Origin of the sequence: Acidocella sp. (assembly GCF_035535915.1) — a bacterium.
In the GTDB taxonomy this organism is placed as follows: domain Bacteria; phylum Pseudomonadota; class Alphaproteobacteria; order Acetobacterales; family Acetobacteraceae; genus Acidocella.
Genome location: NZ_DATLPB010000073.1, coordinates 1 through 25175, shown reverse-complemented (window position 1 = coordinate 25175; position 25175 = coordinate 1). Strand labels below are relative to the sequence as shown.

The 25175-nt window shown below is 63.6% G+C and carries 25 protein-coding genes and 1 other annotated feature; of the genes, 11 read left to right on the top strand and 14 right to left on the bottom strand.

Annotated elements, in window-relative coordinates:
• Positions 1 to 58: 58 nt before the first annotated feature.
• Positions 59 to 114, bottom strand: a sequence feature (sul1 is cis-regulatory element that is thought to sense ions involved in sulfur or methionine metabolism; They are found in Alphaproteobacteria).
• A gap of 118 nt (positions 115 to 232) precedes the next feature.
• The 4 genes from VNC39_RS08830 to VNC39_RS08815 form a co-directional block, all read right to left on the bottom strand.
• On the bottom strand, positions 233 to 736 hold the full coding sequence (locus tag VNC39_RS08830; RefSeq protein WP_325398274.1) for a Spy/CpxP family protein refolding chaperone: 504 nt from the start codon (positions 734 to 736) through the stop codon (positions 233 to 235).
• 109 nt (positions 737 to 845) lie between these two features.
• A complete protein-coding gene (locus tag VNC39_RS08825) occupies positions 846 to 1142 on the bottom strand; it encodes a hypothetical protein (protein WP_325398272.1) in 297 nt (98 codons plus the stop codon).
• A 117-nt stretch (positions 1143 to 1259) separates the two neighbouring features.
• Positions 1260 to 1727 (bottom strand): ribonuclease HI, encoded by a 468-nt coding sequence (gene rnhA / locus VNC39_RS08820; protein ID WP_325398270.1) that lies wholly within the window; start codon positions 1725 to 1727, stop codon positions 1260 to 1262.
• Positions 1717 to 2676: a homoserine kinase gene (locus VNC39_RS08815; protein WP_325398268.1), complete on the bottom strand. Its 960-nt coding sequence runs from the start codon at positions 2674 to 2676 to the stop codon at positions 1717 to 1719. Before VNC39_RS08815 ends, rnhA begins: the two co-directional genes overlap by 11 nt.
• A 44-nt stretch (positions 2677 to 2720) precedes the next feature.
• Between VNC39_RS08815 and VNC39_RS08810 the strand changes: the two genes are divergently transcribed.
• Both VNC39_RS08810 and VNC39_RS08805 read left to right on the top strand, forming a co-directional pair.
• Positions 2721 to 3248, top strand: a complete 528-nt coding sequence (locus tag VNC39_RS08810; RefSeq protein WP_325398266.1) for a hypothetical protein — start codon at positions 2721 to 2723, stop codon at positions 3246 to 3248.
• A 248-nt stretch (positions 3249 to 3496) separates the two neighbouring features.
• Positions 3497 to 4477: an aldo/keto reductase gene (locus VNC39_RS08805; RefSeq protein ID WP_325398265.1), complete on the top strand. Its 981-nt coding sequence runs from the start codon at positions 3497 to 3499 to the stop codon at positions 4475 to 4477.
• 138 nt (positions 4478 to 4615) lie between these two features.
• Here VNC39_RS08805 and VNC39_RS08800 read toward each other — a convergent pair whose 3' ends face one another.
• Positions 4616 to 5656: a rod shape-determining protein gene (locus VNC39_RS08800; protein WP_325398263.1), complete on the bottom strand. Its 1041-nt coding sequence runs from the start codon at positions 5654 to 5656 to the stop codon at positions 4616 to 4618.
• Positions 5657 to 5944: 288 nt separating this feature from the next.
• Between VNC39_RS08800 and VNC39_RS08795 the strand changes: the two genes are divergently transcribed.
• Positions 5945 to 6163 (top strand): YMGG-like glycine zipper-containing protein, encoded by a 219-nt coding sequence (locus VNC39_RS08795; RefSeq protein ID WP_325398261.1) that lies wholly within the window; start codon positions 5945 to 5947, stop codon positions 6161 to 6163.
• Between the two features lie 64 nt (positions 6164 to 6227).
• Here VNC39_RS08795 and htpG read toward each other — a convergent pair whose 3' ends face one another.
• The 3 genes from htpG to VNC39_RS08780 all read right to left on the bottom strand — a co-directional run bounded on the left by htpG (position 6228) and on the right by VNC39_RS08780 (position 9981).
• Positions 6228 to 8039 (bottom strand): molecular chaperone HtpG, encoded by a 1812-nt coding sequence (gene htpG, locus VNC39_RS08790; protein ID WP_325398259.1) that lies wholly within the window; start codon positions 8037 to 8039, stop codon positions 6228 to 6230.
• Between the two features lie 176 nt (positions 8040 to 8215).
• Complete coding sequence (locus VNC39_RS08785; RefSeq protein ID WP_325398257.1) at positions 8216 to 8983, bottom strand: inositol monophosphatase family protein; 768 nt, start codon at positions 8981 to 8983, stop codon at positions 8216 to 8218.
• The gene (locus VNC39_RS08780) at positions 8980 to 9981 is read right to left on the bottom strand and encodes a c-type cytochrome (RefSeq protein WP_325398255.1); all 1002 of its coding nucleotides are present in this window, start codon (positions 9979 to 9981) and stop codon (positions 8980 to 8982) included. The genes VNC39_RS08785 and VNC39_RS08780 overlap by 4 nt, the downstream gene beginning before the upstream one ends.
• 92 nt (positions 9982 to 10073) lie before the next feature.
• Here VNC39_RS08780 and VNC39_RS08775 point away from each other — a divergent pair, with 92 nt between their 5' ends.
• The 4 genes from VNC39_RS08775 to VNC39_RS08760 all read left to right on the top strand — a co-directional run bounded on the left by VNC39_RS08775 (position 10074) and on the right by VNC39_RS08760 (position 12898).
• Positions 10074 to 10811 carry a 3-deoxy-manno-octulosonate cytidylyltransferase gene (locus tag VNC39_RS08775; RefSeq protein ID WP_325398254.1) on the top strand — a complete coding sequence of 246 codons (738 nt, stop codon included), beginning with the start codon at positions 10074 to 10076 and terminating at the stop codon, positions 10809 to 10811.
• The gene (locus VNC39_RS08770) at positions 10808 to 11653 is read left to right on the top strand and encodes a prephenate dehydratase (RefSeq protein WP_325398252.1); all 846 of its coding nucleotides are present in this window, start codon (positions 10808 to 10810) and stop codon (positions 11651 to 11653) included. Before VNC39_RS08775 ends, VNC39_RS08770 begins: the two co-directional genes overlap by 4 nt.
• 167 nt (positions 11654 to 11820) lie before the next feature.
• Positions 11821 to 12642, top strand: coding sequence for a DODA-type extradiol aromatic ring-opening family dioxygenase (locus VNC39_RS08765; RefSeq protein ID WP_325398250.1), 822 nt, complete (start codon positions 11821 to 11823; stop codon positions 12640 to 12642).
• 94 nt (positions 12643 to 12736) lie between these two features.
• Complete coding sequence (locus VNC39_RS08760; protein ID WP_325398248.1) at positions 12737 to 12898, top strand: hypothetical protein; 162 nt, start codon at positions 12737 to 12739, stop codon at positions 12896 to 12898.
• 102 nt (positions 12899 to 13000) lie between these two features.
• Here VNC39_RS08760 and VNC39_RS08755 read toward each other — a convergent pair whose 3' ends face one another.
• On the bottom strand, positions 13001 to 13903 hold the full coding sequence (locus VNC39_RS08755; RefSeq protein ID WP_325398246.1) for an SPFH domain-containing protein: 903 nt from the start codon (positions 13901 to 13903) through the stop codon (positions 13001 to 13003).
• 215 nt (positions 13904 to 14118) lie between these two features.
• Between VNC39_RS08755 and VNC39_RS08750 the strand changes: the two genes are divergently transcribed.
• The 3 genes from VNC39_RS08750 (at position 14119) to VNC39_RS08740 (ending at position 17764) form a co-directional block, all read left to right on the top strand.
• Positions 14119 to 15306, top strand: a complete 1188-nt coding sequence (locus VNC39_RS08750) for a DNA recombination protein RmuC (RefSeq protein WP_325398244.1) — start codon at positions 14119 to 14121, stop codon at positions 15304 to 15306.
• A 168-nt stretch (positions 15307 to 15474) separates the two neighbouring features.
• Positions 15475 to 17142 (top strand): M3 family oligoendopeptidase, encoded by a 1668-nt coding sequence (locus VNC39_RS08745; RefSeq protein ID WP_325398242.1) that lies wholly within the window; start codon positions 15475 to 15477, stop codon positions 17140 to 17142.
• Between the two features lie 25 nt (positions 17143 to 17167).
• Positions 17168 to 17764 carry an SCO family protein gene (locus VNC39_RS08740; protein ID WP_325398240.1) on the top strand — a complete coding sequence of 199 codons (597 nt, stop codon included), beginning with the start codon at positions 17168 to 17170 and terminating at the stop codon, positions 17762 to 17764.
• A 132-nt stretch (positions 17765 to 17896) separates the two neighbouring features.
• On the opposite strand, the gene argJ is transcribed toward VNC39_RS08740, so the two are convergent.
• A complete protein-coding gene (gene argJ, locus VNC39_RS08735; RefSeq protein WP_325398238.1) occupies positions 17897 to 19123 on the bottom strand; it encodes a bifunctional glutamate N-acetyltransferase/amino-acid acetyltransferase ArgJ in 1227 nt (408 codons plus the stop codon).
• Positions 19123 to 19986 (bottom strand): peptidylprolyl isomerase, encoded by an 864-nt coding sequence (locus tag VNC39_RS08730; RefSeq protein WP_325398236.1) that lies wholly within the window; start codon positions 19984 to 19986, stop codon positions 19123 to 19125. Before VNC39_RS08730 ends, argJ begins: the two co-directional genes overlap by 1 nt.
• A 155-nt stretch (positions 19987 to 20141) precedes the next feature.
• Here VNC39_RS08730 and secA point away from each other — a divergent pair, with 155 nt between their 5' ends.
• Positions 20142 to 22859 (top strand): preprotein translocase subunit SecA, encoded by a 2718-nt coding sequence (secA, locus tag VNC39_RS08725; protein ID WP_325398234.1) that lies wholly within the window; start codon positions 20142 to 20144, stop codon positions 22857 to 22859.
• Between the two features lie 82 nt (positions 22860 to 22941).
• Here secA and VNC39_RS08720 read toward each other — a convergent pair whose 3' ends face one another.
• The 3 genes from VNC39_RS08720 to VNC39_RS08710 form a co-directional block, all read right to left on the bottom strand.
• The gene (locus tag VNC39_RS08720; protein ID WP_325398232.1) at positions 22942 to 23904 is read right to left on the bottom strand and encodes a DMT family transporter; all 963 of its coding nucleotides are present in this window, start codon (positions 23902 to 23904) and stop codon (positions 22942 to 22944) included.
• Positions 23901 to 24893 (bottom strand): alpha/beta hydrolase, encoded by a 993-nt coding sequence (locus VNC39_RS08715; RefSeq protein ID WP_325398230.1) that lies wholly within the window; start codon positions 24891 to 24893, stop codon positions 23901 to 23903. The genes VNC39_RS08720 and VNC39_RS08715 overlap by 4 nt, the downstream gene beginning before the upstream one ends.
• A gap of 93 nt (positions 24894 to 24986) precedes the next feature.
• Positions 24987 to 25175, bottom strand: a 189-nt coding sequence (locus tag VNC39_RS08710) for a hypothetical protein (protein ID WP_325398228.1), incomplete at its 5' end; no start/stop codon positions are given.

Genomic DNA, 25175 nt, shown 5'->3' with positions numbered 1-25175 from the left:
GCAGTAAGCGCACGAGCTCGGCATCGGCTTCAGCGATGCGTAATATTCGTGTCATATGCGTTGTCCGGCGGATCAGCGGCCGGAAGAGCCACCCGGATTTACACCGGGTCCAGAGCGAATGAATGAACGGTATCTTATCGTTTGCGGCGGTGCAACATACCTGGCGCTCAGCCAACCAATGCCCAGGGGCATGTTAGCTTGCGCCATCTTCCCGCCCCATTTCCAATCCAGCTCACGGGGGTGCTGGTGATGCCAACAGCTCTGCAAAGGTCGCCTTTTGCTCCGGCGTCAGCAGCGCGTACGCCCTGAGATGGTAGGGAACCATCGCCAGACCGGCACGTGTCTCCGCCCGCCCAACAGCCTCGACATCGGCAATAATCGTCTCTTGAACGGGAGACGCCATCGCGGCATCAGCATGATATTTGGCATAGGCAGCCTGCAGTCGGGTGACGCTGGCTTGGGCCGCCGCGACCATCCCTGCGGCGAGTTTTTGCTCTGCCGTGACTTGAGTTGGCGTTAGGTGCAGTTGCGACTTACGGGCCAGTATCCAGCCCGGTCCTGGGTGGTGTGTACGAAAGATCTGAGGAAAACCAAGAGAATTCGCTTTGAAATAGGCCTGCCATGCGGGCACGGCCGCTTGCGTTGTGGGCACGCTCACGGCCTGGACACCTGTGGTGCCCAGCAGCGCAACCATCAATGCCAGCACCGCTGAGCAACCCATTTTCGTTAAACGCATCTCAACTCCTCCATGGAACCCAGCTCAGCTGCGGTATCATGGAGAGGACGCCCCTTCCAGGTGCCGCTCCAGCTCAGCTAAACCTGGACATCCAGGGCGGCTTGGGTGGTTATCTGCACTCTGCCAAAAGCGCTACTGCGATTTCTTGCCATTCCGCGTCGACGGAAGCGCTGAAGAATGGCTTCCGAGCCCGACGATACCAGTAGGCGGCGTTGCTCGCGTCACCTTCCTTGCGATGAAGGTAAGCATGTACCCAGTCCCCGGCGCCCCCTTCATCGGCCTGCGCGGCGGCATGCGCGGCCTCCCAATCCCCCTTAGCGTCAAACCAAAGGGCGCGGAGGGCGAGGTTGAGGCTTGGAGGTGGCTCGGCACGCGTAAGCGACGTTCGAAAGGTGACGAGATCCATGGGCTTTCTCCTATCTCGCGTTCTTAGACTCGTTTCACCAGAAGCCGTCATTGCTTTGAGAAAACCAGGTCAAACCATAATTTGCCGTGTTCCGGCCTGCCCGTCACGGGGGAAGCTTTATGGTTTGATGGACATGAGCAGTTCTTCCCGCGCCTGCGTCGCCAGCTCATCGGCCCGTTCGTTCATGGCGTTGCCCGAATGGCCCCGCACCCAGCGCCAGTCGATTTTGTGCGCGGCGGCGGCGTCCAGGATGCGTTTCCACAGATCCATGTTTTTTACCGGGTCGCCGGCGGCGTTGCGCCAGTTCTTGCGCACCCAGCCGGTATGCCAGCGGGTGATGCCGTTGCGCAGATATTCGCTGTCGGTGTGCAGGATGATGGTGCAGGGGCGCGTGAGCGCCGTGAGCGCCTCGGCGGCCGCGGTCAGCTCCATGCGGTTGTTGGTGGTCTCCGCCTCGGCGCCGGAGAGCTCCTTCATGGTGCCGCGGAATTTCAAAATCGCCGCCCAGCCGCCGGGGCCGGGATTGGGCCGGCAGCCGCCGTCGGTCCAGATTTCGACGATGTTGTCGGCGGTTTCAGAGTCCATAGGATGAGGCATCCAGGGCGGTGTTGTGGAAGCGCAGGCGGCGGTAATAGTCCATCGGGTCTTTCGGGGTGACCAGCGCGCCCGCCGGCGTGTGCAGCCAGTCATAGAGCCGCGTGAGCAGGAAGCGCATGGCAGCGCCCTGGGCCAGCACCGGCAGCGCCGCGCGCTCGGCGCCGCTCAGCGGCCGGTGCGCGAGATAGCCGCGCAGCAAGGCGCGGGACTTGGTGACATTGAAGCTGAAATCCCGCTCGAAGCACCAGGCGTTCAGGCAGATGGCGATGTCGTAGGCGTAAATGTCGGTGGCGGCAAAATAAAAATCGATCAGCCCGGAGATTTTGCCGTTGAGGAAAAACACATTGTCCGGGAATAGGTCGGCATGGATGTGCCCCACCGGCAGGTCGCGCGGCCAGGCGGCGGTGATGCGCGCGAGGTTTTCCTGCAATTCGGCGCTGAGGCCGGCCTGTACATCGTCGGCATGGGCGAGGGATTTATCCAGGAGCGGCGCCCACGCATCGGGCCCGAGCGCGTTGGCCCGCCGCGGCGCGAAATCCTGGCCGGCTAGGTGCAACTGCGCCAGGGCCGCGCCCAACGGTTCGCAATGGTCGACCGTCACGCGGCGCGGCCAGACGCCGGGCAGGAAGGTGGTGATCGCAGCGACGCGGCCCGAGAGCGGGTTGAGGTTCTGCCCATCCCTGGCGCGCACCGGCAGCGGGCAGGAGAGGCCGCGCGCCGCCAGATGCTCCATCAAACCGAGAAACCAGGGCAGATCGGCGGTGTTCACCCGCTTTTCGTACAAGGTGAGGATAAAATCGCCCTGCGTGGTTTTCAGCGCGTAATTGCTGTTCTCCACGCCTTCGGCAATGCCGCGGAACGCGACCATCTCGCCGATCGCATAGCCGGCCAGAAACGCCGCGAGGGCTTCGTCCGTGACTTCAGTATAAACTGCCATGCGGGTAGATGACCGCGCTGGAAAATTCTGGCAAGGGAGCCGGCATGAAACGCCTGATTCCCGCTTGCTGCGCTCCGTTCCTCCTGGCTGGCCTGGCCTCTTGCGCCGATGACCCGCCGCCGCCGATGTTCTGCCCGCAGGTAGCGGTTCTGCAGCAGGCCGGCATCATGACGGAATTCCTGCCCGGGCGCACGGATGTGGCGGCGCAGATCACCACGGCGCAGATCACCGGCGTTGCCGGCGCCTGCGCCACCGCGCACGAGGACCATACGCTGCGCGTGACCTTCCGCGCCGGTTTCGTCGCCAGCAACGGCCCGGCAAACCAGGGCGACACGTTGCATCTGCCTTATTTCGTGGCATTGAGCCGCGGCAACCAGATCATTCAGAAACAGGACTACACGATCGCGCTGCAGTTTAACGGCAACGCCACCACCACGGCGGCGACCAGCAAGCCGATAAAGGTGGAGCTGGGCAATGTGGACGCCAGCCAGGACGTGCAGGTGCTGATCGGGTTCGAGATGACGCCGGAGCAGTTGAGCTACGCCGCCGCGCACCCGCTGGCGGTGCCTTAAGGGAGAGGAAGAAAGCGCTACTTTTTGTGAACAAAAAGTAGCAAAAAAACTTTGTTATGCTGGGCCATGGGCTGTGTCAGCGACAACGCCCATGGCCCAGCATAAACAAAAGTTTTTGCGCCGCTTTTTCCAAAAAGCGGCCGCTTCCCTTGCTTTGATTGGCCGTTAGTATCGCGGTCGCTCTACGGACGCCTTGGCTTTCTCCGCCTCGGCCCTATTTTTTTTCGAGTCATCAAGGAGACGGTTTCATGGAATATGTAAGACTCGGCCGCACCGGCCTGCAGGTATCGCGCATTACGCTCGGCTGCATGACCTACGGCACACCGGACCGCGGCGGTCATAGCTGGACCATGCCGGAAGAGGCCTCGCGGCCGCTGATCCGCCAGGCGCTCGAACTCGGCATCAATTTCTTTGACACGGCGAATGTCTATTCTGACGGCACCTCAGAAGAGATCGTGGGCCGCGCCCTGAAGGATTTTTCGACCCGCGACGAGGTCGTGATCGCGACCAAGGTGTTCAACCGCATGCGTCCCGGCCCGAATGGCGCCGGCCTGTCGCGCCGGGCGATTTTCACGGAAATCGACCACAGCCTGCGCCGCCTCGGCACCGACTATGTCGACCTGTATCAAATCCATCGCTGGGACTACGAAACCCCGATCGAAGAGACGATGGAAGCGCTGCATGACGTGGTGAAGGCCGGCAAGGCCCGGTATATCGGCGCCTCGTCGATGTATGCATGGCAGTTCGCCAAGGCCAATTACATCGCCCGCATGAATGGCTGGACCGAGTTCGTCTCGATGCAGAACTACGTCAACCTGCTCTATCGCGAGGAAGAGCACGAGATGATCCCGCTCTGCCGGGATATGGGCGTGGCGGTGATCCCCTGGAGCCCGATGGCGCGCGGCCGCCTGACCCGCGATTGGGACGAGAGCACCGCGCGGACCGAGACCGACGAGTTCGGCAAGACGTTGTATGCCGGGACCGGCGATGCCGACCGTAAGGTGGTGGAGCGGGTGGCCGAACTGGCGAAGGCGCGCGGGGTGCCGCGGGCGCAGGTGGCGTTGGCCTGGGTCGCCCAGAAGCCGGGCATCACCTCGCCGATCATCGGCGCCTCCAAGCCGGCCCATCTCACCGACGCGGCGGCTGCGCTGCAGCTGAACCTGACGGCAGAAGAGATGGCCTTCCTGGAAGCGGCCTACGTGCCGCACGCGATCGCCGGGCATAAGTAAGGAAGGAAGCAGGCGCTTTTTGAAAAAAGCGCCGCAAAAACTTTTTTGAAACTGGGCCCGTGGCGTTGAAACCGCACGGGCCCAAAGTAAACAAAGTTTTTTTGCTACTTTTTGTTCACAAAAAGTAGCGCTTACTTTTCAATACATTGACGAAAGCACGCTGCGCAGGCGCTTCAATTCCTCAAGCGCGCGGCCCGTTCCCAGGGCGACGCATTGCAGCGGGTTCTCGGCCACCATCACCGGTAAGCCGGTGGAGACGCGCAGCACTTCATCCAGCCGGTGCAGCAGGGCCCCGCCGCCGGTGAGCATGATGCCCTTATCGACGATGTCGGCGGCCAGTTCCGGCGGACAGTTTTCCAGCGCCACCTTCACGGTCTCGACGATCTGTCCCACCGGCTCGGCCAGGCTGTCGGCGATCTGGCGCTGCGACACCGTGACCTCGCGCGGCACGCCGTTGATCAGGTCACGGCCCTTCACAAAACGCGACGGGCCTTCCTCGGCACGGTCCATCCAGGCGGCGCCGATATCCATCTTGATGCGCTCGGCCGAGCTCTCGCCGATCAGCAGGTTGAAGGTGCGGCGAATGTAGGAAATGATCGCGTCGTCCATCTTGTCCCCGCCGACGCGGACCGAACGGGAATAGACGATGCCGCCGAGCGAGATCACCGCCACTTCGGTGGTGCCGCCGCCGATATCGACGACCATGGAGCCGGACGGTTCGGTGACCGGCAGGTTGGCGCCGATGGCCGCAGCCATCGGCTCCTCGATCAGCAGCACTTTGCGGGCGCCGGCGGATTCGGCGGATTCCTGGATGGCGCGGCGCTCGACGGCGGTGGAGCCGGAGGGCACGCAAATAATGATCAGCGGCGAGGCATAGCCGCGGCGGTTATGCACCTTGCGGATGAAATGCTTGATCATTTCCTCCGCGACCTCGAAATCGGCGATCACGCCGTCGCGTAAGGGGCGGATGGCGGAAATGTTGCCCGGCGTGCGGCCCAGCATCTGCTTGGCTTCGTCGCCCACGGCCAGCACCTGCTTGCGGCCCTTGGCGTCGGCGATTGCGACCACGGAGGGCTCCGCCAGGACGATGCCGCGGCCTTTGACATAGACGAGGGTGTTGGCTGTACCGAGATCGATCGCCATGTCGGCCGACATCAGCCCGAGAAGCTTGGAAAACATCAAAAACCTTTCCGTTGTGCCGTATCCCGTCGGGAATAATGACGGAACACGGCCTGCGCCGCCGATGCCAGGGCTTACAGCCAAGCAGGGGCAAGGAGCAAGCCCGGCGCAGGCTGCAGATGAGGCCTGCGTCCCGCTTAGGACGCCGTTGGGCGGGGAGGAGAGGGGGTGGGCACAGGGTTAACGAATCGTCATCGCGGCTGCTTTTGTCGGGTGATCAGGTTGAATTGTCGGCGTGCCAACGAAACATCAGTGTATAATGTCGAGAACCAATAGGGGTGAATCGTCATGTTGCGTAGGCTGAGCATTTGGGTGGTGCTGGCGGCGTCGCTCACGACGTTGGCCGGATGCGGCAATACGGCCGGGAGCCGGGCTTTGACGGGGGGCGCGATCGGCGCCGGCGGCGGCGCGATCATTGGCGGGGCAACCGGCCTTGGGGCCGGCACGGGCGCGCTGATCGGCGCCGGTGCGGGCGCGCTGACAGGGGCCGCGACGACCCATCATTAAAGCCGTCGGCGCCAGGATAAAGGGCGTTTTGGAAGGCGGCCGGGCTTCCGGCCGCCTTTTCCGTTCAGCCGCCGGCCTTGGCGAGCTGGGCCGCGATCTGCCGCACGAAGGCGGCCGGGTTTTCCGGCAGGTCGCCCTCCTGCAATTTCGCCAGGTCGAACAGCAACGCCGCTTCCTCGGTCAGCGTTTCGCGTCCGGCCAGGGCCAGGATGAGCTTATGCTCGGGGTTGATTTCCAGTTTCGGCGGCAGGCCGAAGGCGGGGCGGCCGGCGCGGCGCAGCAGGCGCTGCATCGCCAGGTCCGGCCCCAAATCGTTGGCGACCAGCATCGCCGGGCTGTCTTTCAGGCGGGTGGAGATTGTGACCTCGGAAACCTTGTCGCCCAGGGCCGTTTGCAGCGCCTTGCAGATCGCGCCGAGCGCCTCGGAAGCTTCCGCCGGGGCGAACAGCGCGCCCGATTGTGACACGCTCTTGAATTTTTTATCCTTATAGCTTTCGGTGCGGGTCGGCCAGAAGGCGTCGATCGGGTCGGAGAGCAGCAGCACCTCGTAGCCCTTCTCGGCGAAGCCCTCGAGCTGCGGCGAGGCCTTCAGCGCTGCCGCATCGTCGCCGGCGAGGTAGTAAATCTCGTTCTGGCCTTCAGGCAGGCGGGCGATATACTCATCGAGCGTCGTCGACTCCTCCTTGGTCGAGACAAAGCGCAGCAGCCCGGCGATCTCCTCGGCGTGGCCGGTATCCTCATACAGGCCCTCTTTCAGCACGTTGCCGAAATTGACGAGGAACGTCTTGAAATCCTCGGCATCCTTGGCCTTGGCTTTCAGTTCGGAGAGCACGCGGTTGACCAGCGCCTTGCGGATGCGCTCCAGCACCGGGGTGCTTTGCAGGATCTCGCGCGAGACGTTGAGCGGCAAATCCTCGGTATCCACCACGCCGACCACGAAGGAGAGCCAGGAGGGCAGCAATTTGGCGCCTTCGGTGATGAACATGCGCTTCACATGCAGCCGCACCTTGGAGTCGTGCTGCTCCTCGACCGGCATGAACGGCTTGGAGGAGGGGATGAACAGCAGCGCGGAGAATTCCAGCGTGCCCTCGGCGCGCCAATGGATCGTCGCCCACGGGGCGTCGAAACTATGGCCGAGATGGCGGTAGAAACTCGCATAATCCTGTTCGGAAATGTCCGCTTTCGCCCGGCGCCAGAGGGCGGTGCCTTCGGTGACGGCGGAGAATTTGCCGTCTTCCTCCAGCTCGATGGGCAGGGCCACATGGTCCGCCCATTTGCGGATGATGGTCTTCAGCCGTAGCGGCTCAAGGAACTCGTCGGCATCCGGCTTCATGTGGAGGATGATGGTGGTGCCGGCCTCCTCGCGGGCGGCGGGCTTGAGCGTGTAGAGGCCGCGCCCTTCGGAAACCCATTCCCAGGCCTCGGCGCCGCCGGCCTTGCGGGAGATCACCTCGACCTTATCGGCGACCATGAAGGCGGAGTAGAACCCGACGCCGAACTGGCCGATCAGGCTCGGCCGGTCCTCGGGCTTTTGCGCGGCGAGGCTGGCGGTGAAGGCGGAGGTGCCGGAGCGGGCGATGGTGCCGAGATTCTCCGCCAGCTCCTCTTTGCCCATGCCGATGCCGTGATCAGTAATGGTGATGGTGTGGGCCTGCTTGTCCGCGGCGATGCGCACCGACGGGTTCTCGGGAAGCGCGGGCGCTTCGTCGGACAAAGCCAGGAAGCGGCGCTTGTCGGTGGCGTCAGCGGCGTTCGCGACCAGCTCACGGAGAAAAATCTCGCGGTCGGAATAAAGCGAATGCACCACCAGATCGAGCAGGCGGCCAACTTCGGTCCCGAAAGGGCGGGTTTCTTCAGCAGCATTGATGTCGGACATGCGATCCTCGTTGAAGGCAAAGGAAGAAAGTAGGGAAGTAAGCGCTTCTTTTTGTGAACAAAAAGAAGCAAAAAAACTTTGTTATGCTGGGCCATGGGCTTCGTCGGCGACAACGCCCCTGGCCCAGCATCGTAAAAGTTTTTGCGGCGCTTTTTTCAAAAAGCGCCTGCTTTCTTTTAACTTAGCGCCGCGAGCGCGGCCGTGTGCAACGCCGGCGTGGCGGCCGCCAGCACCGAGCCGTCGCAGCCCAGGCGGAGCTTGGCGCCGGACCAGTCGGTGATCACGCCGCCGGCAGCTTCGACCACCGGGGCGATGGCGGCCCAGTCCCAGGGTTTGAGATTGCATTCGACGACAATGTCGATCTGCCCCAGCGCCAGCAGCCCGTAGCCATAGGCGTCGCCGCCCCAGTAGATGCGCCGGCACAGGGATTTCAGCCGGTCGATGCGCGGCAGATGGGGGCCGAACATTTCCGGCGAGGTGGAGGAAAGTTCCGCCTGCCCGATATCAGTGATGGCGCGCGTGCCCATTTTGCCGCCGAACGGGCCGGTGAAGCGGGAGATGAAGCTGCTGCCGAGCCAGCGTTCGCCGGTCACCGGCTGGTCGATGGCGCCGAATACCGGCACGCCGTCTTCGAGCAGCCCGACCAGGGTGCAAAAACTCGGCCGGCCGGTGATGAAGGCGCGGGTGCCGTCGATCGGGTCGATCACCCAGACGCGGCGCGCGCCTTCGTTGTGCGGCGGTAGTTCCTCGCCGAGGATGCCGTCATCGGGGAAGCGCGCGGCGAGGATTTTGCGCAGTGTTTCCTCGGCCAGGCGGTCGGCGATGGTGACCGGGCTCTCGTCGGATTTCTGCTCGGTGGCCACGCCGGCGCGGAAATAGGGGCGGATCACCGCGCCGGCTTCATCCAGGGCGGCGGCGACTCCCTCAAGCCAGGCGCCGCTCATGGGCTGGGGAGTTTGATCGGGGAGGCGGAGTTCTTGTTCAGGTAAGCGATCACATCGGCCCTCGTCTGGTCGTTCTTGATGCCCGGATAGGCCATCATGGTGCCGGGTGCAAAGCCCATCGGGTTCTTCAGCCAGTCGCTCATCTCCTGCGCGGTCCAGGTGCCGCCTTCCTTGGCTTTGACGGCGGCGGAATAGTTGAAGCCGGGATGGGCGAACATCTTGGCGCCGACGATGCCATACAGATTGGGGCCGACAATCGTGGCCCCGCCTTGGTTGAGGCTGTGGCAGGCGGAGCATTGCTCCTGCACCAGCGCCTGGCCCTTGGCGAGATCGACATGGGCAAAGAACGGGGCGATGCCGGAGGGCGGGGCGCCGCCTGCGGCCGGCGCGGGCGCGGTGGCACTGGCGGCCTGCACTTGCGCCGCACTTGGCAAGGGCAGCGGCGTCGCGGCCAGCGTGCGCAGATAGGCGATCACATCGGCGCGGGTCTCGGTGTTCTTGATCCCGGCATAAGGCATCGCCGTGCCGGGGACATAAGCGGCCGGGTCCGTCAGCCAGTCATTCATTTTCGCATAGTCCCAGTCGCCCTTGGCTTTGGCCTTGGCCGCGCTGGAGAAAGAGAACCCGGCCTTGGCGAACATCGGGCCGCCGAGCACGCCATAAAGGTTCGGGCCCACGCCGTTGGCGCCGCCATTGTTCAGGGTATGGCAGGCCGCGCATTGCTCCTGGACGAAGGCCTGGCCTTTCGCCACATCGGCATGGCCCAGCAGCGGAAGCACGGACGCGGGACCTGACGGGGGCGCCGTGGCCGGCGTGGCTTGCGGGGTGGAAACGCCGAGCGCCGGCAGGCCGGCGAGCTTGATCGCAGGGGTCTTGGGCGCCTCTTCCGGAACCAGGACGCTGGCGATGCGGTTTGCCCCCCAGAAGACCAGCCCCGCGGTGAGCAATGCCGCGGCGATCTTGTTGCCGAGCAGACGATCCCGACCTTTTCCGCTCATCCGTTTTTTCCCCCGGTTTTATTTATGGATTTGCGCTGAATCCTATCGCGAATTAGGCAGGGGCGACAAGCAGCCGCGAATTGGGACATTAAGTGACGCCGATTATTCTGATCCCCGCCCGCCTGGGTTCGACTCGTTTGCCGAACAAGGTGCTGGCCGATATTGCCGGAAAACCGATGATTGCGCACGTGCTGCAGCGGGCCCGCGAGGCGGGGCTGGGGCCGGTGGCGGTGGCCTGCGGCGAGCCGGAAATCGCCGAGGCGGTGCGGGCGGCGGGCGGCGAGGCGGTGATGACCGACCCGGCTCTGCCCTCCGGCTCCGACCGGATCTGCGCCGCGTTGCAAGTTTTGGACCCGGCGGCGCGGTTTGACATCGTGATCAACCTGCAAGGCGACCTGCCGAGCATCGATCCGGCCTATCTGCGCGCCGTGCTGCAGCCTTTGGCGGATCCGCAGTGTGACATCGCGACCCTGGTGGCGCCGATCACCAGCCCGGCGGAGGCGGCGGCGCCGTCTGTGGTGAAATGCGTGTGCGCTTTCGCCGAGGGCCGGGAGGTGGCGCCGGCACTGTATTTTTCGCGCAGCCCCGTGCCCTCCGGCGAGGGGCCGCTCTGGCACCATATCGGCATCTACGCCTATCGCCGCGCGGCGCTGGCGCGGTTCGTGTCCTTGCCGCCTTCAGCGCTGGAACAGCGGGAGAAACTCGAGCAGTTGCGGGCGCTCGAGGCGGGCATGCGCATCGGCGCGGCGCGCGTTTCGGTGGCGCCATTCGGGGTGGATACGCCGGAAGACCTTGCCCAGGCCCAGAAAATTTTGGAAGCAAGAGTATGACCAGCATCGCCTTTCAGGGCCAGCCCGGCGCCTATTCAGATCTCGCCTGCCGCAAGGCGTTTCCCACCATGACCACGCTGCCCTGCGAGAGTTTCGAGGCGGCGATTGCCGCGGTGCATGAGGGGCGCGCGGCGCTCGCCATGCTGCCGCCGGAGAATTCCTTGGCCGGGCGCGTGCCGGACATGCATGCCTTGCTGCCCAAAAGCGGCCTCTCGATCATCGCCGAGAAGTTTTTGCGCGTGGAGCATTGCCTGCTGGCGCCGCCGGGGGCGAGTCTCGCCACCATCAAGCGCATTCATTCGCACCCTGTGGCGCTGGGCCAGGTGCGCAACCTGCTCCGCGAGCTGGGGGCGACGCCCGTGGTGGAATACGACACCGCGGGTTCGGCCGAGATCGTCGCGAAATTGAACGATATCGGCGACGCGGCGGTGGCTTCGTCGCTGGCGGCGGAACTGCACGGGCTGCAGATTCTGCGCCGCAACGTCGAGGACGAAGCGCATAACACCACGCGCTTTTATGTGATGGCGAAGAACCCGGTGGTGCCGGCGCCGGGCACGCCGCATCTGATGACGACGTTTCTTTTCCGTGTCCGCAACGTGCCGGCGGCCTTGTACAAGGCATTGGGCGGGTTCGCGACCAATGGCGTGAACATGACCAAGCTGGAAAGCTATATGGTCAACGGCACCTTCACCGCGACACAATTTCTAGCTGAAGTTGAAGGGCATCCAGAAGAGCGGAAGTTGCGGCTGGCGCTGGAGGAACTGGAATTTTTTTCCACTGAAATCAAGCTTCTCGGGACCTATCCGGCGGATCCGTTCCGCCTGGCGCAGCGCGGCGATTAAAAGGAAGCAGCCGCTTTTTAAAAAAAGCGGCGCAAAAATTTTTGTTATGCTGGGCCATGGGCTTTGTCAGGGACGACGCCCATGGCCCAGAGTCATAAAGTTTTTTTGCTACTTTTTTATTCACAAAAAGCAGTCTTCCTTTTCCCAGGCATGATTGATTTCGGAAGATGCTTGCGCATCCGGTGCCCGCAGGCCACAATCGGGCGGTGCTGCCCACCGTCTATATCAGCCATGGTTCACCGATGGCGGCTTTGCAGGAAGGTCCCGCGCGCTATTTCCTGGAATCGCTCGGTGCGTTCTTTCCGCGCCCGCGTGCGGTGCTGATGGTTTCCGCGCATTGGGAAACGGATCTGCCGATGTTGTGCGCCCCGCCCGACAATCAGGTCGAGCCCGACGCCAGCGGTTTCCCGGCGGCGCTTTATGGCCTGCATTACAATGCGCCCGGCGCGGCGGAGCTGGCGGCCAAATTGTCCGACCATTTGGCGCAAGCAGGCTTTTCCTGCGGCATCGACCGCGGGCGGGGGCTGGACCAGGGGGTCTGGCTGCCGTTGCTGCTGGCCTTCCCGGAGGCCAATATCCCGGTGCTGCAATTATCCTTGCAACCGCATCGCGGGCCCCGGCACCACCTGGCGCTCGGCGCCGCTTTGTCCGAGCTGCGTGACGAGGGCGTGCTGATCGTCGGTTCCGGCAGTTTCGTTCATGACACGCGGCGGTTTCGCCTGCATGGGCAGGAGCAGGAACCGGTGGACATCGCCGCAAGCGCGGCTTTTGCGGCCTGGATGGATGAGAAGATCGTGGCGCTGGACCTCAAGGCGCTGATGGCCTACCGGCGGCTTGCGCCCTATGCCCTCGAAGAGCATCCGACCGAGGAACATCTGCTGCCGCTCTATGTCGCCCTGGGCGGCGCGGGCATGGCGTTTGCCGCGACGCGGCTGCATCACTCCACCGAGACAGGCGGGTGGCGCACGGACGCTTACGCCTTCTCCTGATCGCGTAACGGCTTACGCGGACATGAATCTTCCGCAAAATGAGTTCGTTTCCGGCGTCGTTCTCCTTACCTCTTGAGCAGAGGAGGAGATGAACATGCGGGTATTGTTTTGTTTTGCGGCCCTTTGTGCGTTGAGCGGCTGCATCGTGCTGGGAGGCGGCTCGCCGCCGCAGCACACGACGGTGGTGGTGCCGCCGGGCTCGACCGTCACCTGCACCGATCAGAGCGGCACCGATTGTCACACCGAAACACAGTGAGTGCTTACTTTGGGCCCATGCGGTTTCAGCACCTCAGGCCCAGCGCAAACAAAAGTTTTTGGAGCCGCTTTTTTCAAAAAGCGGCTCCTTTCTTTCTTCTCCTTACGCCTGAGGAACAGACCCTGACGGCGGGATAAACGGCGAGACCGGTGGTGTGGGGGGCGGAAAGTCCGGGTTGTTGACGTTGAGGGCGATGCCGGCGCCGAGCGCGTTGGCCATGCCGGTCGGCACCAGGATGGTGACGCCGCGATCCTTGTTCATATCGTAGATCAGGCCCATTTGCCGGATTTGCAGCGCCACCGGATTGTTGGCGTAGATATGCGAGGCGTCGGCGATTTGCTGCGCGATCGCAACTTCCGCGCTGGCCAGGGTGACGCGGGCCTGCTTTTCCTTTTCCGCCTGGGCATTGCGGCTCATCGCGTCGTTCAGCTCGCGGGGGATTTTCACGTCGCGGATTTCCACCGTGATGTCGCCGATGCCCCAGCCTTCGGTCTTTTTCAGGATGTAGAATTTCAGCTTCTCATCCATTGCTTCGCGGTTGGCGAGGATGTCGTTCAGCGTGGTGGCGCTGATCACTTCGCGCAATGAGGTCTGGGCGATCTGCGCAACCATGCTCCGGTAATCGGCCAGCTCGGTCGCGGCGCGCTTCACGTCGGAGACACGCCAGAACAGGATTGAATCGATCGTGACCGAAACCGCATCGGAGGTCAGCGTGTCCTCGGCGGAGATGCGTGTGCTCTGCCGGCGCGTATCGACCACTGTATAGACGGTCTCGAACGCCGGAATAAGGAAATACAGGCCCGGGCCGCGCACGCCGGCAAAGCGGCCGAGGCGCAACACCACGGCGCGTTCCCATTCCGCGGCGGTGCGCAGAGTCAAGGCGAGAATCACCCCGATGGCGATGACGACGCCGCCGAAGAAAGGCTGGTCGAGGAAATAGGCGATGGCGGTTCCGACGAGGAGGAAGAGAACGGCAATCACCGTAACGGCGCTGTTGGAGGGCATTTGGGTCTCCGTTTGTTGCGCCGATGATAGCAGGGCTGACAAAGAAAGTTGGCGCTTTTTGAAAAAAGCGCCGCAAAAACTTTTGTTTATGCTGGGCCGGTGGCGGTGAAACCAGCACGGCACCTGATTGATCTTGGTCGACCATGCTTTAAACTCCCGTCATGCAAGGTGATTTTCTACTTTTGGTTGTTGGCTTATTGGCGCTCGGCGCCCTGGTGGCCAGTCTGCTGGCCTGGCGGGCGACGCAGGCGGCGCCGCTGAGACTGCAGCAAATGCTGGAAAAACTGCAGGACGGGGCGCGGATTGAGGCCGATGGGATTCGTGCCGCGCTGGCCGCGGCCGAGGGGCGGCTCACCTCTGCGATCCAGGCGGGGACGACCGAGGCGCTGACCGCCGCCTTCGCGCAGATGAGTGCGGCGACGCAGAGCGTGGCGAGCACGGTGGACGCGCTGCGCCGCCAGGCCGCCGAGGATGCACAAAAGACGCTGGGGCTGCTGGAGACCCGGCTCGGCGCGATCCAGACCTCGGTGAACGAGAAGTTGCACGAGGCGGTCGAGCAGCAAATGACCGCCAGTTTCGCCCGCGTGCTGGAGCAGTTCGCGCAGGTGCAGCAGGCCATGGGCGAAGTGCAGTCTGCCGCGGCGCAGATCGGCGACCTCAAGCGGATTTTCTCCAACGTGAAGACGCGCGGCGGCTGGGGCGAGGCGCAGCTCGGCGCGATGCTGGAGCAGGTGCTGCCGCCCGGCGCCTTCGAGCGCAATTTCGCGCTGCGCGACGGGGCGCGCGAGCGGGTGGATTTCGCCATCCGCATGCCCTCGCGCCAGCTGCTCTGGCTGCCGGTGGACGCGAAATTCCCGACCGAGGATTATGACCGGCTGTTGCTGGCGGCCGAGACCGCCGACCTCGACGCCGAACGCGCCGCGCGGGACGGCATCGCTGTGCGCATCCGGCTCGAGGCGAAGAAGATCGCCGAGAAATATATCTGCCCGCCGGAAACGGTGGAGTTCGGCGTGATGTACCTGCCCTCGGACGGGTTGTTTGCCGAAGTGGCGCGCATCCCGAACCTGATCGACGACATCAGGGCGCGGGAGCGCGTGATCATTCTCGGGCCGACTTTGTTGCCGGCGCTGCTGCAGACCATTCATCTCGGCCATGTCACGCTCGACCTCGAGAAGCGGGCCGGCGAGATCGGCAAGCTCCTGGGGGCGACGCGCATGGAGATGACGAAAATGGACGATGTGCTTGCCAAGCTCGCGGCCAACGCCTCGGCGATGTCGAGCAATATCGAGAAGGCGCGGGTGCGCACGCGGGCAATGGGGCGGGTGCTGCGCACGGTGGAAATGGTCGAGGCCGATACGGCGAGCGGCCTGCTCGGGCTGGAGGCGGATGATGTGTCCGAGTAGGAAGGACTACTTTTTGTGAACAAAAAGTAGCAAAAAAACTTTGTTTACTTTGGGCCCGTGCTGGTTTTACCGCCACCGGCCCAGCATAACAGAAGTTTTTTGCGCCGCTTTTTTACAAAAAAGCGGCCTCTTTCTTGTTTTGTTGCCGAATGCGGGGGGACAGCCGACATGATGTTTGTCGAGATCACAGCCGAAACGCCCAGCAAGGACAGCCTGGCCTGCGCCTATGCCGCCATCAACCGGCTGCTCGATGCCGGCGATCTTGCCGGCGTCATCGCCGCCTGGGAGCGTTTGCGCCGCGAGGTGGAAAGCTGGAGCGCGCTCACCCATCTGCGTTTCGAGCAGGACACGGCGGACGAGGCGGCCAAGGCGGCGAAGGAATATCGCGACGAACTGGCGCCGACCGCGACGCATCATGAAGTGGCGCTGAAGCGGCGCCTGCTCGCCCATCCTGACCGCGCCGCGGTGGCGGCCATTACCGGCGCGCACGCGCTGCTTCTGTGGGAGACCGACATCACCACTTTCGCGCCGGAAATCGAGGAGGATCTGCAGGCCGAGGCGAAGCTTGATTCGCGCTACACCGCGCTGATGGCTTCGGCGCGGATCGAGATCGAGGGCCAGACGGTGAATCTCTCCGGCCTGGCGCCCTTCCTGCAAAGCCTGGACCGCGCTGTGCGCCACCGCGCCGAGGCCGCGCGTTCCGAATTTTTCGCGACCAACGCCACCGCCTTCGACGAGATTTATGATCATCTGGTGACATTGCGGCACGGCATGGCGCGCAAGCTGGGCTTTGAGACCTATACCGAGCTCGGCTACCGGCGGATGCGCCGGGTGGATTACGATGCGGCCGACGTGGCGCGCTACCGCGCCGAAATCGTCGCTCACGTGGTGCCGCTGGTGGGCAAAATTCTCGAGGCGCGGCGGCAGGAGCACGGGTGGGACCGGCTCTACGCCTGGGATGAGCCGCTGACGGACGCGAAAGGCAATGTCGAACCGGCGGGCGATGAGGCGTTCATGCGCGCCAGCGCGCAAAAGATGTTCGACGCCATGGATGCGCGCCTCGCCGAATTTTATCGCATGATGAACGAGAACGGGTTCCTCGATCTCGACAACCGGCCGGCCAAGGCGCCGGGCGGGTTCTGCACCTCGTTCCCAACCGTGGGGCTGCCGTTCATTTTCGCGAATTTCAATGGCACGCACCACGATATCGACGTGTTCACCCATGAGATGGGCCACGCGTTCCAGGCGTACCAGAGCCGGAACCTGGCCGGCTTCGACTATCTCTGGCCGACCTTCGAGTCCTGCGAGATCCATTCGATGAGCCTCGAGCATCTTGCTTATCCGCAGATCGGGTTGATGGTGGGCGAGGCGGCGGCGGAACGTTACCGGCGCATGCATCTGATCCAGTCTCTCGCGTTTCTGCCTTACGGCGTGTGCGTCGATCATTTCCAGCACGAGATCTATGCCAACCCGCAGGCGAGCCCGGCCGAACGCCATGCGATGTGGAAGCGCCTGGAAGCGATCTATCTGCCGTGGCGGGACTATGGCGACATCGCCTATTTTGGCGGCGGCGCGCGCTGGCAGGCGCAACTGCATATTTACGGCATGCCGTTCTATTATATCGATTACACGCTGGCCGAATGTTGCGCGCTGCAGTTCTGGGTGAAGTCGCGCCACGACTATACGCAGGCGCTGCGGGATTACGTCGCGCTGTGCGGGCGCGGCGGGGCGGCGCCGTTCCAGACGCTGGTGGCGGAGGCCGGGCTGATCTCGCCGTTCCGGGAGGGCGCGCTGAAGGACGCGGTGGCCGAGGCGGCGCTGGTTCTGGCCGCGTAACCACGTTGTCAGGCAAGGCCAGGTGATGCACAAAAGCACCATGCTGCGGCGCGCGTTTCTGCTCTCCTGCCTGGCTTTAACGGCGTGTCACCATCGCCTGTCATCGGTGCAGGATGTGAACATCGCCGGCATGCTGCCGCCCTTGGCATTGTCGATGACCGATGTTCAGACCGGCCGGCTGGTCTCGGGTGCGGATTTTCGGGGCAAGGTAACGCTACTTTATTTCGGCTATACGAATTGCCCGGATGTGTGCCCGGCGACGCTGTATAATTTTACGCGGATCATGCAGCGCCTCGGCGCCGAGGGCGGAAAGTTCCAGATGCTGTTCGTCACCGTCGACCCCGACCGCGACACGCCCTCGGTGCTCAGCCACTATGCCGCGCTGTTCGGGCCGAACATTATCGGGCTGCGCGGCACGAAGGACCAGCTCGACGCCGTGGCCAGGCGCTACCGCGCAGAGTTCTCGGTGGTGAAAACGCCGACCTACGCGGTGACGCATTCCTCGGCGGTGTATGTGTTCGACGCGCAGGGCAAGCCGCAATTCCTGATCGCCGGGCTGGAGGGCACAAACCCGGATTTCAAGGGAATCACGGCAGATTTGAAGAGTGTGATCGGAGATTAAGAAAGGAAGCGCTTCTTTTTTGAAAAAAAGAAGCAAAAAACTTTTTGTAAACTGGGCCCGTGCCGGTTCAACGCCTCCGGCCCAGCATAACAAAAGTTTTTGCGCCGCTTTTTTCAAAAAGCGGCTGCTTGCTTAACTACGATACGACCCGTTGATGTCGATATAGCCATGCGTGAGGTCGCAGGTCCAAACCGTGGCGTGGCCGTGGCCAAGGCCGATATCGACCTGAATGTCGATTTCCCGCCCCTTCATATGTGCGACCACCGGGGTTTCGTCATAGCCGGGCACGATGCCGCCATTCTGCGCCATCCAGGTGCCGCCCACGGCGACGCCGAGCTTGTCGCGGTCCGCCGGCTCGCCGGCCTTGCCGACGGCCATGACGATGCGGCCCCAGTTCGCATCCTCGCCGGCGATGGCGGTTTTCACCAGCGGGGAGTTGGCGATGGCCATGGCGATGCGCCGCGCGGAGGCGTGGGAGACCGCGCCCTCGACGGTGATCTGTACGAATTTCTGCGCGCCTTCGCCGTCGCGCACCACCATCATCGCCAGATCATGCAGCACCTCGTTCAAGGCGCGGCGGAAATCGGCGAGATGGCCGGGATCGTCGGTGGGGGCGTTGCCGGCCTGGCCGGTGGCGAACAGAAGCACCGTGTCCGAGGTCGAGGTGTCGGAATCGATGGTGATGCAGTTGAAGCTGGTCTCGACGCCCTTGCTCAGCATCGCCTGCAAGGCGGCGGCTGGAATGGCGGCGTCGGTGAAAATGAAGGCCAGCATGGTCGCCATGTCCGGTGCGATCATGCCGCTGCCCTTGGCGATGCCGGTGATCCGCACGTCCACGCCGCCCAGGCGCGCCACACGGGTGGCGGCCTTGGGGAAGGTGTCGGTGGTCATGATCGCGCGCGCCGCCTCGGCGAGGCGGTCCGCGGCGAGCTTGGTGTGCAGCTCGTCCATCACGGCGACGATTTTCTGCGCCGGCAGGGGCTCGCCGATCACGCCGGTGGAGGAGAGGAAAATCTGTCCGGGCGTGGTCTTGAGCGTGGCAGCAGCGGCATGGGCCGTGGCCTCCACCGCGCGGACGCCTGCCAGACCGTTGAAGACATTGGCGTTGCCGGCGTTGACGACGAGGCCCCGGGCGCCGCCGCCCTGCAGGGCTTCACGGCACCAGGTGACAGGTGCGCCGGGGCAGAGATTCTTCGTAAACACGCCGGCGACGGTCGTGCCTTCGGCGAATTCCGCCAGCAGCACGTCCGTTCGGCCCTTATAGCGGATACCCGCCTCAGCCGTGGCAAGGCGCACCCCGGCGACCGGGAGAAGTTCGGGGAGCGGCAGCGCCAGCGGAGAGACGGGTATCTTCGACATTAATTGCTAGCCGGAGCGGCCGGCGTGCTTGGCGTACCGGCCGTGTTGTTGATGGTGATTTTCACTTTGGCACGGGCCGCGGCCAGGGTCGCCTGAATGGCGTTGTCGGCGAGGTTCTGACGGATCTGGTCCTGCACATCCGCGAGAGTCGGGGCCGGTGAGGCGCGGCGGCCTTCGAGCAGGATCACATGCCAGCCGAACTGCGATTGCACGGGGGTCTTGGTGTACTGGCCGGGCTGCAGTGCGAAGGCGGCATTGGCGAAAGCCGGAACCATCTGGTCCTTGGTGAACCAGCCGAGCTCGCCGCCATTCTTGGCGCCCGGATCGATGCTGTCCTTGGTCGCCAGGGTGGCGAAATTGGCGCCATGGTTGAGCTGGTTGATGATCGCCTCGGCTTCGGCCTTGGTCTTCACCAGAATATGGCGGGCATCCACCTCTTCAGGGCCCGGCTTGCCGGCATAATTTTTGTTGTATTCGGCCTGCACGGCGGCGTCGGTCACGGCGCTGGTGACATGTTGCTGCACATAGGCGTTTTCCAGGCTGACATTGGCGGCATGCGCCATGGCGGCGGCGACGGTCGGTTGCTTTTCCAGGTCTTCCTGGTGCGCGGCCACCAGCAGCGCGGCGCGGTCGATCTCCTGGTTGAGCAGCAGGGGGAAGAGCTGGTTCGGCGGCAGCTGCTGCAGCTGCTGCGGCGCGTCCTGCGCGGCTTTCTGGATGTCGCTGAGATGGATTTGCATGCCGTTGACGGTGGCCACCACCGGGTCGGTCGAGGCGGGAGCGGCGGCGGGGGCATCGGCAAAAGCCGCCGGGGCCATGAGGCCGGCGGCGAGGGCGAGAGCGGAAAGCGTGGTACGACGCATAGAGGGGGAACCCTTCCTGTGTTTTTTCGATCCTATGAGCTAACTGTCGAACCGGGGCAAGGGTTTGACCACCCGGGGGGCGGCGCTTATGTGAGCCGGAGACGACGACTTATAGTAAGGTACGCGGTATCCGCCCGCTGCACCAGGAAGAGAGAATGTTCGCAAGCCTCGCCCGAGCCGTTTTTGGTACCAGTAACGACCGCGCCCTGAAAGCTTTTCGGCGCAAGGTCAATGCGATTGCCGCCTGGGAGCCGGAATTGGCGGCGCTGGACGACGAGGCCCTACGCGGCCAGACCGCGAAATTCAAGGCCCGCCTGGAGGAAGGTGAGACGCTCGACGATCTGCTCGAGGAAGCCTTCGCCACGGTGCGCGAGGCGGCCAAGCGGGCGCTGGGGATGCGCCATTTCGACGTGCAGATGATCGGCGGCATGGTGCTGCATTCCGGCCGGATCGCGGAAATGAAGACCGGCGAGGGCAAGACCCTGGTGGCGACCCTGGCGGTGTACCTCAACGCGCTCACGGGCAAGGGCGTGCATGTGGTGACGGTGAACGACTACCTGGCAAGGCGCGACGCGGAGTGGATGAGCCGGCTGTACGGCTTCCTCGGCCTGACGACCGGGATCATCGTGCATGGGTTGGATGACCCGCAGCGCCGCGCCGCCTATGCGGCGGACATCACCTACGGCACGAACAACGAATTCGGCTTCGACTATCTGCGCGACAATATGAAATACCGGCTGGAGGACATGGTCCAGCGGCCGTTCAATTTCGCCATCGTCGACGAGGTGGACAGCATCCTGATCGACGAGGCGCGCACGCCGCTGATCATTTCCGGCCCGTCCGACGAGCCGACCGACCTTTATGTCAAGGTCGATTCCGTGGTGGCCGCCTTGGTGGCGCGGGGCCGGGCCGAGGATGGGGCGAACCAGTTCTATGACAAGGACGAGAAGGCGCGCACCGCGATCCTGACCGATCTCGGCTCCGAGACGGTGGAGCAGATGCTGCGCGAGGCCGGGCTGCTCACCGAAGGCAATCTGTACGATATTTTCAACATCTCGCTGGTGCACCATGTGCAGCAGAGCCTGCGGGCGCGGGTGCTGTACACGCGCGACGTCGATTACATCGTGCGCGACGGCAAAGTGGTGATCATCGACGAGTTCACCGGGCGCATGATGGAGGGCCGCCGCTATTCGGACGGCCTGCACCAGGCGCTGGAGGCCAAGGAGCAGGTGACGGTGGAACGCGAGAACCAGACGCTCGCCTCGATCACCTTCCAGAATTATTTCCGCCTGTTCCCCAAGCTCGCCGGCATGACCGGCACGGCGATGACCGAGGCCGACGAGTTCGAGCAGATCTACAAGCTCGAAGTGGTGGACATTCCCACCAACGTGCCGGTGGCGCGCGCCGACCAGGACGATGAGGTCTACCGCACCGCGGCGGAAAAATACGAGGCGGTGGCGAAGCTGATCGAGGAATGCCGGGAGCGCGGCCAGCCGGTGCTGGTGGGCACCACCAGCATCGAAAAGAGCGAGATCATCTCCGCGCTGCTGAACAAGAAGAAAATCAAGCACAGCGTGCTGAACGCGCGCTTCCACGAGCAGGAGGCGAAAATCGTCGCGCAGGCCGGCGCGCCGGGGGCGATCACCATCGCCACCAACATGGCGGGCCGTGGCACCGACATTAAGCTCGGCGGCAATTACGAGATGCGGGTGCAACTGGAGCCGGAGGCCGATCCGGAACGCATCCGTGCCGAGATCGACGCCAACCACGACGCCGTGAAGGCGGCGGGCGGGCTGTTCGTGATCGGCACTGAGCGGCATGAGAGCCGGCGCATCGACAACCAGCTGCGCGGCCGTTCCGGCCGCCAGGGCGACCCGGGCGCGTCGCGCTTCTTCCTGTCGCTGGAAGACGATTTGATGCGCATTTTCGGCTCCGGCCGGATGGGCGGCATGCTGCAGCGCTTAGGGCTTCAGGAGGGCGAGGCGATCGTCCATCCCTGGATCAATAAGGCGCTGGAAAAGGCGCAGAAGAAGGTCGAGACGCGCAATTTCGACATGCGCAAGAACGTGTTGAAATACGACGACGTGATGAACGACCAGCGCAAGGAAGTGTATGCCCAGCGCCGCGAGTTCATGGCCGCGGACACGGTCTCCAGCGTGGTGGCGGAGATGCGCGAGGACATGATCGCCACCTCGGTGGCGATGCGCATCCCCGAGAAGGCGTTCGCCGAGCAGTGGCAGAGTGCGGAGCTGGCCGAGGATATCAAGCGCCTGCTGGGGCTGGAGCTGCCGATCGCCGACTGGGCGGCGGAAGAAGGGATCGACGAGACCGGCATCCGCGAGCGGATCGTCGCGGCGGCCGAGGCGGCGTCTGCTGCCAAGGCGGCGCAATTCGGGCCGGAGCTCAACAATTATATCGAGAAATCGGTGCTGCTGCAGACGCTGGACCATGTCTGGAAGGAGCACCTGCTGGCGCTGGATTATCTCCGCCAGGGCATCGGCCTACGCTCTTACGGGCAGCGCGACCCGCTGAACGAGTACAAGCGCGAGGCCTTTGCCTTGTTCAACGGGCTGCTGGACGAGCTGCGCCAGCGGGTGACGCATGTGCTGGCGCATGTGGTGGTCGGCGAGGCGCCGCCCCCGCCGCCGGCGCCGGAGCCGGTGGTGGAGAACCACAGCCCGCCGGGCGGCATGGTGGGCGGGCTGGCGCTGGCCGAGCCGGTGGTGCGGGCGGCCGCGTCCGACCAGCATCTGCAGGCGGCCCAGGTAGACCCGGCGCGCCCCGAGACGTGGGCCGCGACCCCGCGCAACGCCCCGTGCCCCTGCGGCTCGGGCAAGAAGTTCAAATATTGCCACGGACGGGTACAAAACTAAGTCTTTTCAAGGGGTTAACTCGAAAAACACTCCGTTTTGCCTAGGCACTGCCTAGACACTCTACAAAATAAGTAGGGTTTCATCACCTTTCAGGTCGTCCGCACATCAGATGTCGTTTGCGTGCATCGAGAACCAGGGGAATCAGGAGCCCTGCTGACAGGACCAGGAGACCGGCGACCTGCATGCAGGAGGGGATCTCTCCGGTCACCGGAATGCCCAATAGGATCGCCACGCCGGGGGAGGTTGCCGGAAAGAGCGCTGAGCGGCTTGCTCCGATCGCCGCAACGGCACGCGAGAAGGCATAAATGGCGATAACGCCTGAAAAGACCCCTTGGGCCAACGCCTGCTCGGCAAGCACCGTCCATGGGAGGTGCCAGATGCGGCCATGCGTTAGCAGCAGGTAGGCAGGAGCGTAGATGAGCGCCGAAACAAGCGACAGTGATGCGGTCGCCGCGAAGGCGGGGACGCCCCATTGGCGTTGCAGGACCGTGAAAATTGCCCAGGACAGCCCGGCCGAGCCGAATAGAAGGTCGCCGATCCAAGCATGGGAGCTGCCGGTCCAAAGCGCCGGCCCGGCCGCCACGATTAGCCCCACGACGACCAGGGTCAAGCCGAAAAGCCGGGGCGCACTCGGATGCTCCCTCAGCACAATTGACGCCAGCAAGACATTGAAGAGCGTCAGTGCGCCGAGCTGCACGACCGCGGCATGGGCGAGCGGCGCGAACAGATAGCCGCTCGCGCTCAGCAAAATGAACGGGGGTCCCGCGAACAAGGCCATGCAACCGGCCTTCACCCAGCCGACACCAGCCAGCCGGTGCGGTGTATTGCGTAGCAGCCATGGCAGCACGATCAATCCGGCCGTTGCGTACCGCAGGAAAGCGATGTCGGCCGCCGTCAGGCCCTCCCCGACGCCATAGCGCGAAGCCACAAGGAACCAGCCCCAAATGAGAGAAGCGAGAAACCCGAACGCGTAGCCGTGTTTTACTGACGTAGCATGCGTCGCTTGATCTGGTCTTGGGGAGAGGTCGGCCCTACGCGCTGTCACGGCTCGTCCTCCGCCTGGCCGCCGAAATGGGCGCGGATGAAGCTGGCGTCGTGCTGCAGGGCTGCGGCGGCCTGAGGCAGCACTTCCGGGTAGAGTTGCCATTGATGCGTCATACCGGGCCAGATTTCGAGTTTGGTCGCGACGCCGGCTGCGGCCGCTTTGCGTGCCAAGTTCACGGAATCGTCGAGGAGGATTTCACCTGCTGCGACTTGCAGCATCAGCGGCGGAAGACCGTGGAGATTTGCGAACGCCGGTGAAGCGTCCGGATTCCGGAGATTGCCTCCGGGCATATAGGTGTGGCTTACCGCCAGCAGGCCAGTGCGCGTGAGCAGTGGATCGCTGTGCGCATTCGTCACCATTGATCGCCCCGATGCGGTCAGATCGGTGATCGGGCTCATGGCGACCAATGATGATGGGAGGGGCTGATGCTGCTCGCGTAGATGCAATGCGAGCTCCAGGACCAGATTGCCGCCGACGGATTCGCCAGCAACAGCGATGTGATCTGCAGCGTAACCTTGGCTCAGGAGCCAACGATAGGCCGCAAGCGCATCATCGATTTGGGCGGGATATGTGGCCTCCGGCATCGGCCGGTAGTCGATGAGGAAGACGTCGGCACCGCTATCTTTGGCCAGCGTTGCGCCGAGGACGCGGTGGGTACAACTCGACCCGCTGTAGAAGCCACCCCCGTGGATGTAGAGGATGACATTCGTGCTTCTTGTCCCGCTTGGATTCGCGAACACCCAAAGCCCTGGAACGCCATCGGCGTCGATCTTGGCGGATCGCGCATCGAAGGGCTGATGAAGTTCGTTGATGAAGTCAGCAAAGGCTTTGCGGTGACCGAGATAACCGACCGTTCCTTGCGCCGCATCCTGACGGAGCTGGTCGATCTGGCTCATGGTCAGGCTGGACGTGCCCTGAGCTTGGGCGGCGCCAGCGGCGAGAAGAGTGCCGAGTACGAGGGCAGTCAGCCCACATAGGAAGGATTTCATGTCGTTCCCTGGGAAAAGATTGCAGATGCGCCTTTTTCCTCAATGGGAGCCGGCTCGGCCAATTCGTTTCGTTTGAGACGACGATAAGCGCCGCTAATCGCGGCTGACTTTGTTCCCGTTTTCATCTGCCGCGAGCCGGGCCGCTTGCTCGGTTGCCAAGTCGGCAAAATCGAGAATCAACGGCCTGGACTCGTCACGCCGGATGAAAAGGTGCACGTCGAGCGGATCAAAGCCGTCGACAGGTCTTGCGACGAGCCCCTGCGGCAGCTCGGTGAAGACATA

What these genes read in the sequence shown, in the direction of transcription:
- VNC39_RS08830 (WP_325398274.1), bottom strand. Translation starts at nt 736, where the DNA reads ATGCGTTTAACGAAAATGGGTTGCTCAGCGGTGCTGGCATTGATGGTT.
- VNC39_RS08825 (WP_325398272.1), bottom strand. Translation starts at nt 1,142, where the DNA reads ATGGATCTCGTCACCTTTCGAACGTCGCTTACGCGTGCCGAGCCACCT.
- rnhA (WP_325398270.1), bottom strand. Translation starts at nt 1,727, where the DNA reads ATGGACTCTGAAACCGCCGACAACATCGTCGAAATCTGGACCGACGGC.
- VNC39_RS08815 (WP_325398268.1), bottom strand. Translation starts at nt 2,676, where the DNA reads ATGGCAGTTTATACTGAAGTCACGGACGAAGCCCTCGCGGCGTTTCTG.
- VNC39_RS08810 (WP_325398266.1), top strand. Translation starts at nt 2,721, where the DNA reads ATGAAACGCCTGATTCCCGCTTGCTGCGCTCCGTTCCTCCTGGCTGGC.
- VNC39_RS08805 (WP_325398265.1), top strand. Translation starts at nt 3,497, where the DNA reads ATGGAATATGTAAGACTCGGCCGCACCGGCCTGCAGGTATCGCGCATT.
- VNC39_RS08800 (WP_325398263.1), bottom strand. Translation starts at nt 5,656, where the DNA reads ATGTTTTCCAAGCTTCTCGGGCTGATGTCGGCCGACATGGCGATCGAT.
- VNC39_RS08795 (WP_325398261.1), top strand. Translation starts at nt 5,945, where the DNA reads ATGTTGCGTAGGCTGAGCATTTGGGTGGTGCTGGCGGCGTCGCTCACG.
- htpG (WP_325398259.1), bottom strand. Translation starts at nt 8,039, where the DNA reads ATGTCCGACATCAATGCTGCTGAAGAAACCCGCCCTTTCGGGACCGAA.
- VNC39_RS08785 (WP_325398257.1), bottom strand. Translation starts at nt 8,983, where the DNA reads ATGAGCGGCGCCTGGCTTGAGGGAGTCGCCGCCGCCCTGGATGAAGCC.
- VNC39_RS08780 (WP_325398255.1), bottom strand. Translation starts at nt 9,981, where the DNA reads ATGAGCGGAAAAGGTCGGGATCGTCTGCTCGGCAACAAGATCGCCGCG.
- VNC39_RS08770 (WP_325398252.1), top strand. Translation starts at nt 10,808, where the DNA reads ATGACCAGCATCGCCTTTCAGGGCCAGCCCGGCGCCTATTCAGATCTC.
- VNC39_RS08765 (WP_325398250.1), top strand. Translation starts at nt 11,821, where the DNA reads ATGCTTGCGCATCCGGTGCCCGCAGGCCACAATCGGGCGGTGCTGCCC.
- VNC39_RS08760 (WP_325398248.1), top strand. Translation starts at nt 12,737, where the DNA reads ATGCGGGTATTGTTTTGTTTTGCGGCCCTTTGTGCGTTGAGCGGCTGC.
- VNC39_RS08755 (WP_325398246.1), bottom strand. Translation starts at nt 13,903, where the DNA reads ATGCCCTCCAACAGCGCCGTTACGGTGATTGCCGTTCTCTTCCTCCTC.
- VNC39_RS08745 (WP_325398242.1), top strand. Translation starts at nt 15,475, where the DNA reads ATGATGTTTGTCGAGATCACAGCCGAAACGCCCAGCAAGGACAGCCTG.
- VNC39_RS08740 (WP_325398240.1), top strand. Translation starts at nt 17,168, where the DNA reads ATGCACAAAAGCACCATGCTGCGGCGCGCGTTTCTGCTCTCCTGCCTG.
- argJ (WP_325398238.1), bottom strand. Translation starts at nt 19,123, where the DNA reads ATGTCGAAGATACCCGTCTCTCCGCTGGCGCTGCCGCTCCCCGAACTT.
- VNC39_RS08730 (WP_325398236.1), bottom strand. Translation starts at nt 19,986, where the DNA reads ATGCGTCGTACCACGCTTTCCGCTCTCGCCCTCGCCGCCGGCCTCATG.
- secA (WP_325398234.1), top strand. Translation starts at nt 20,142, where the DNA reads ATGTTCGCAAGCCTCGCCCGAGCCGTTTTTGGTACCAGTAACGACCGC.
- VNC39_RS08715 (WP_325398230.1), bottom strand. Translation starts at nt 24,893, where the DNA reads ATGAAATCCTTCCTATGTGGGCTGACTGCCCTCGTACTCGGCACTCTT.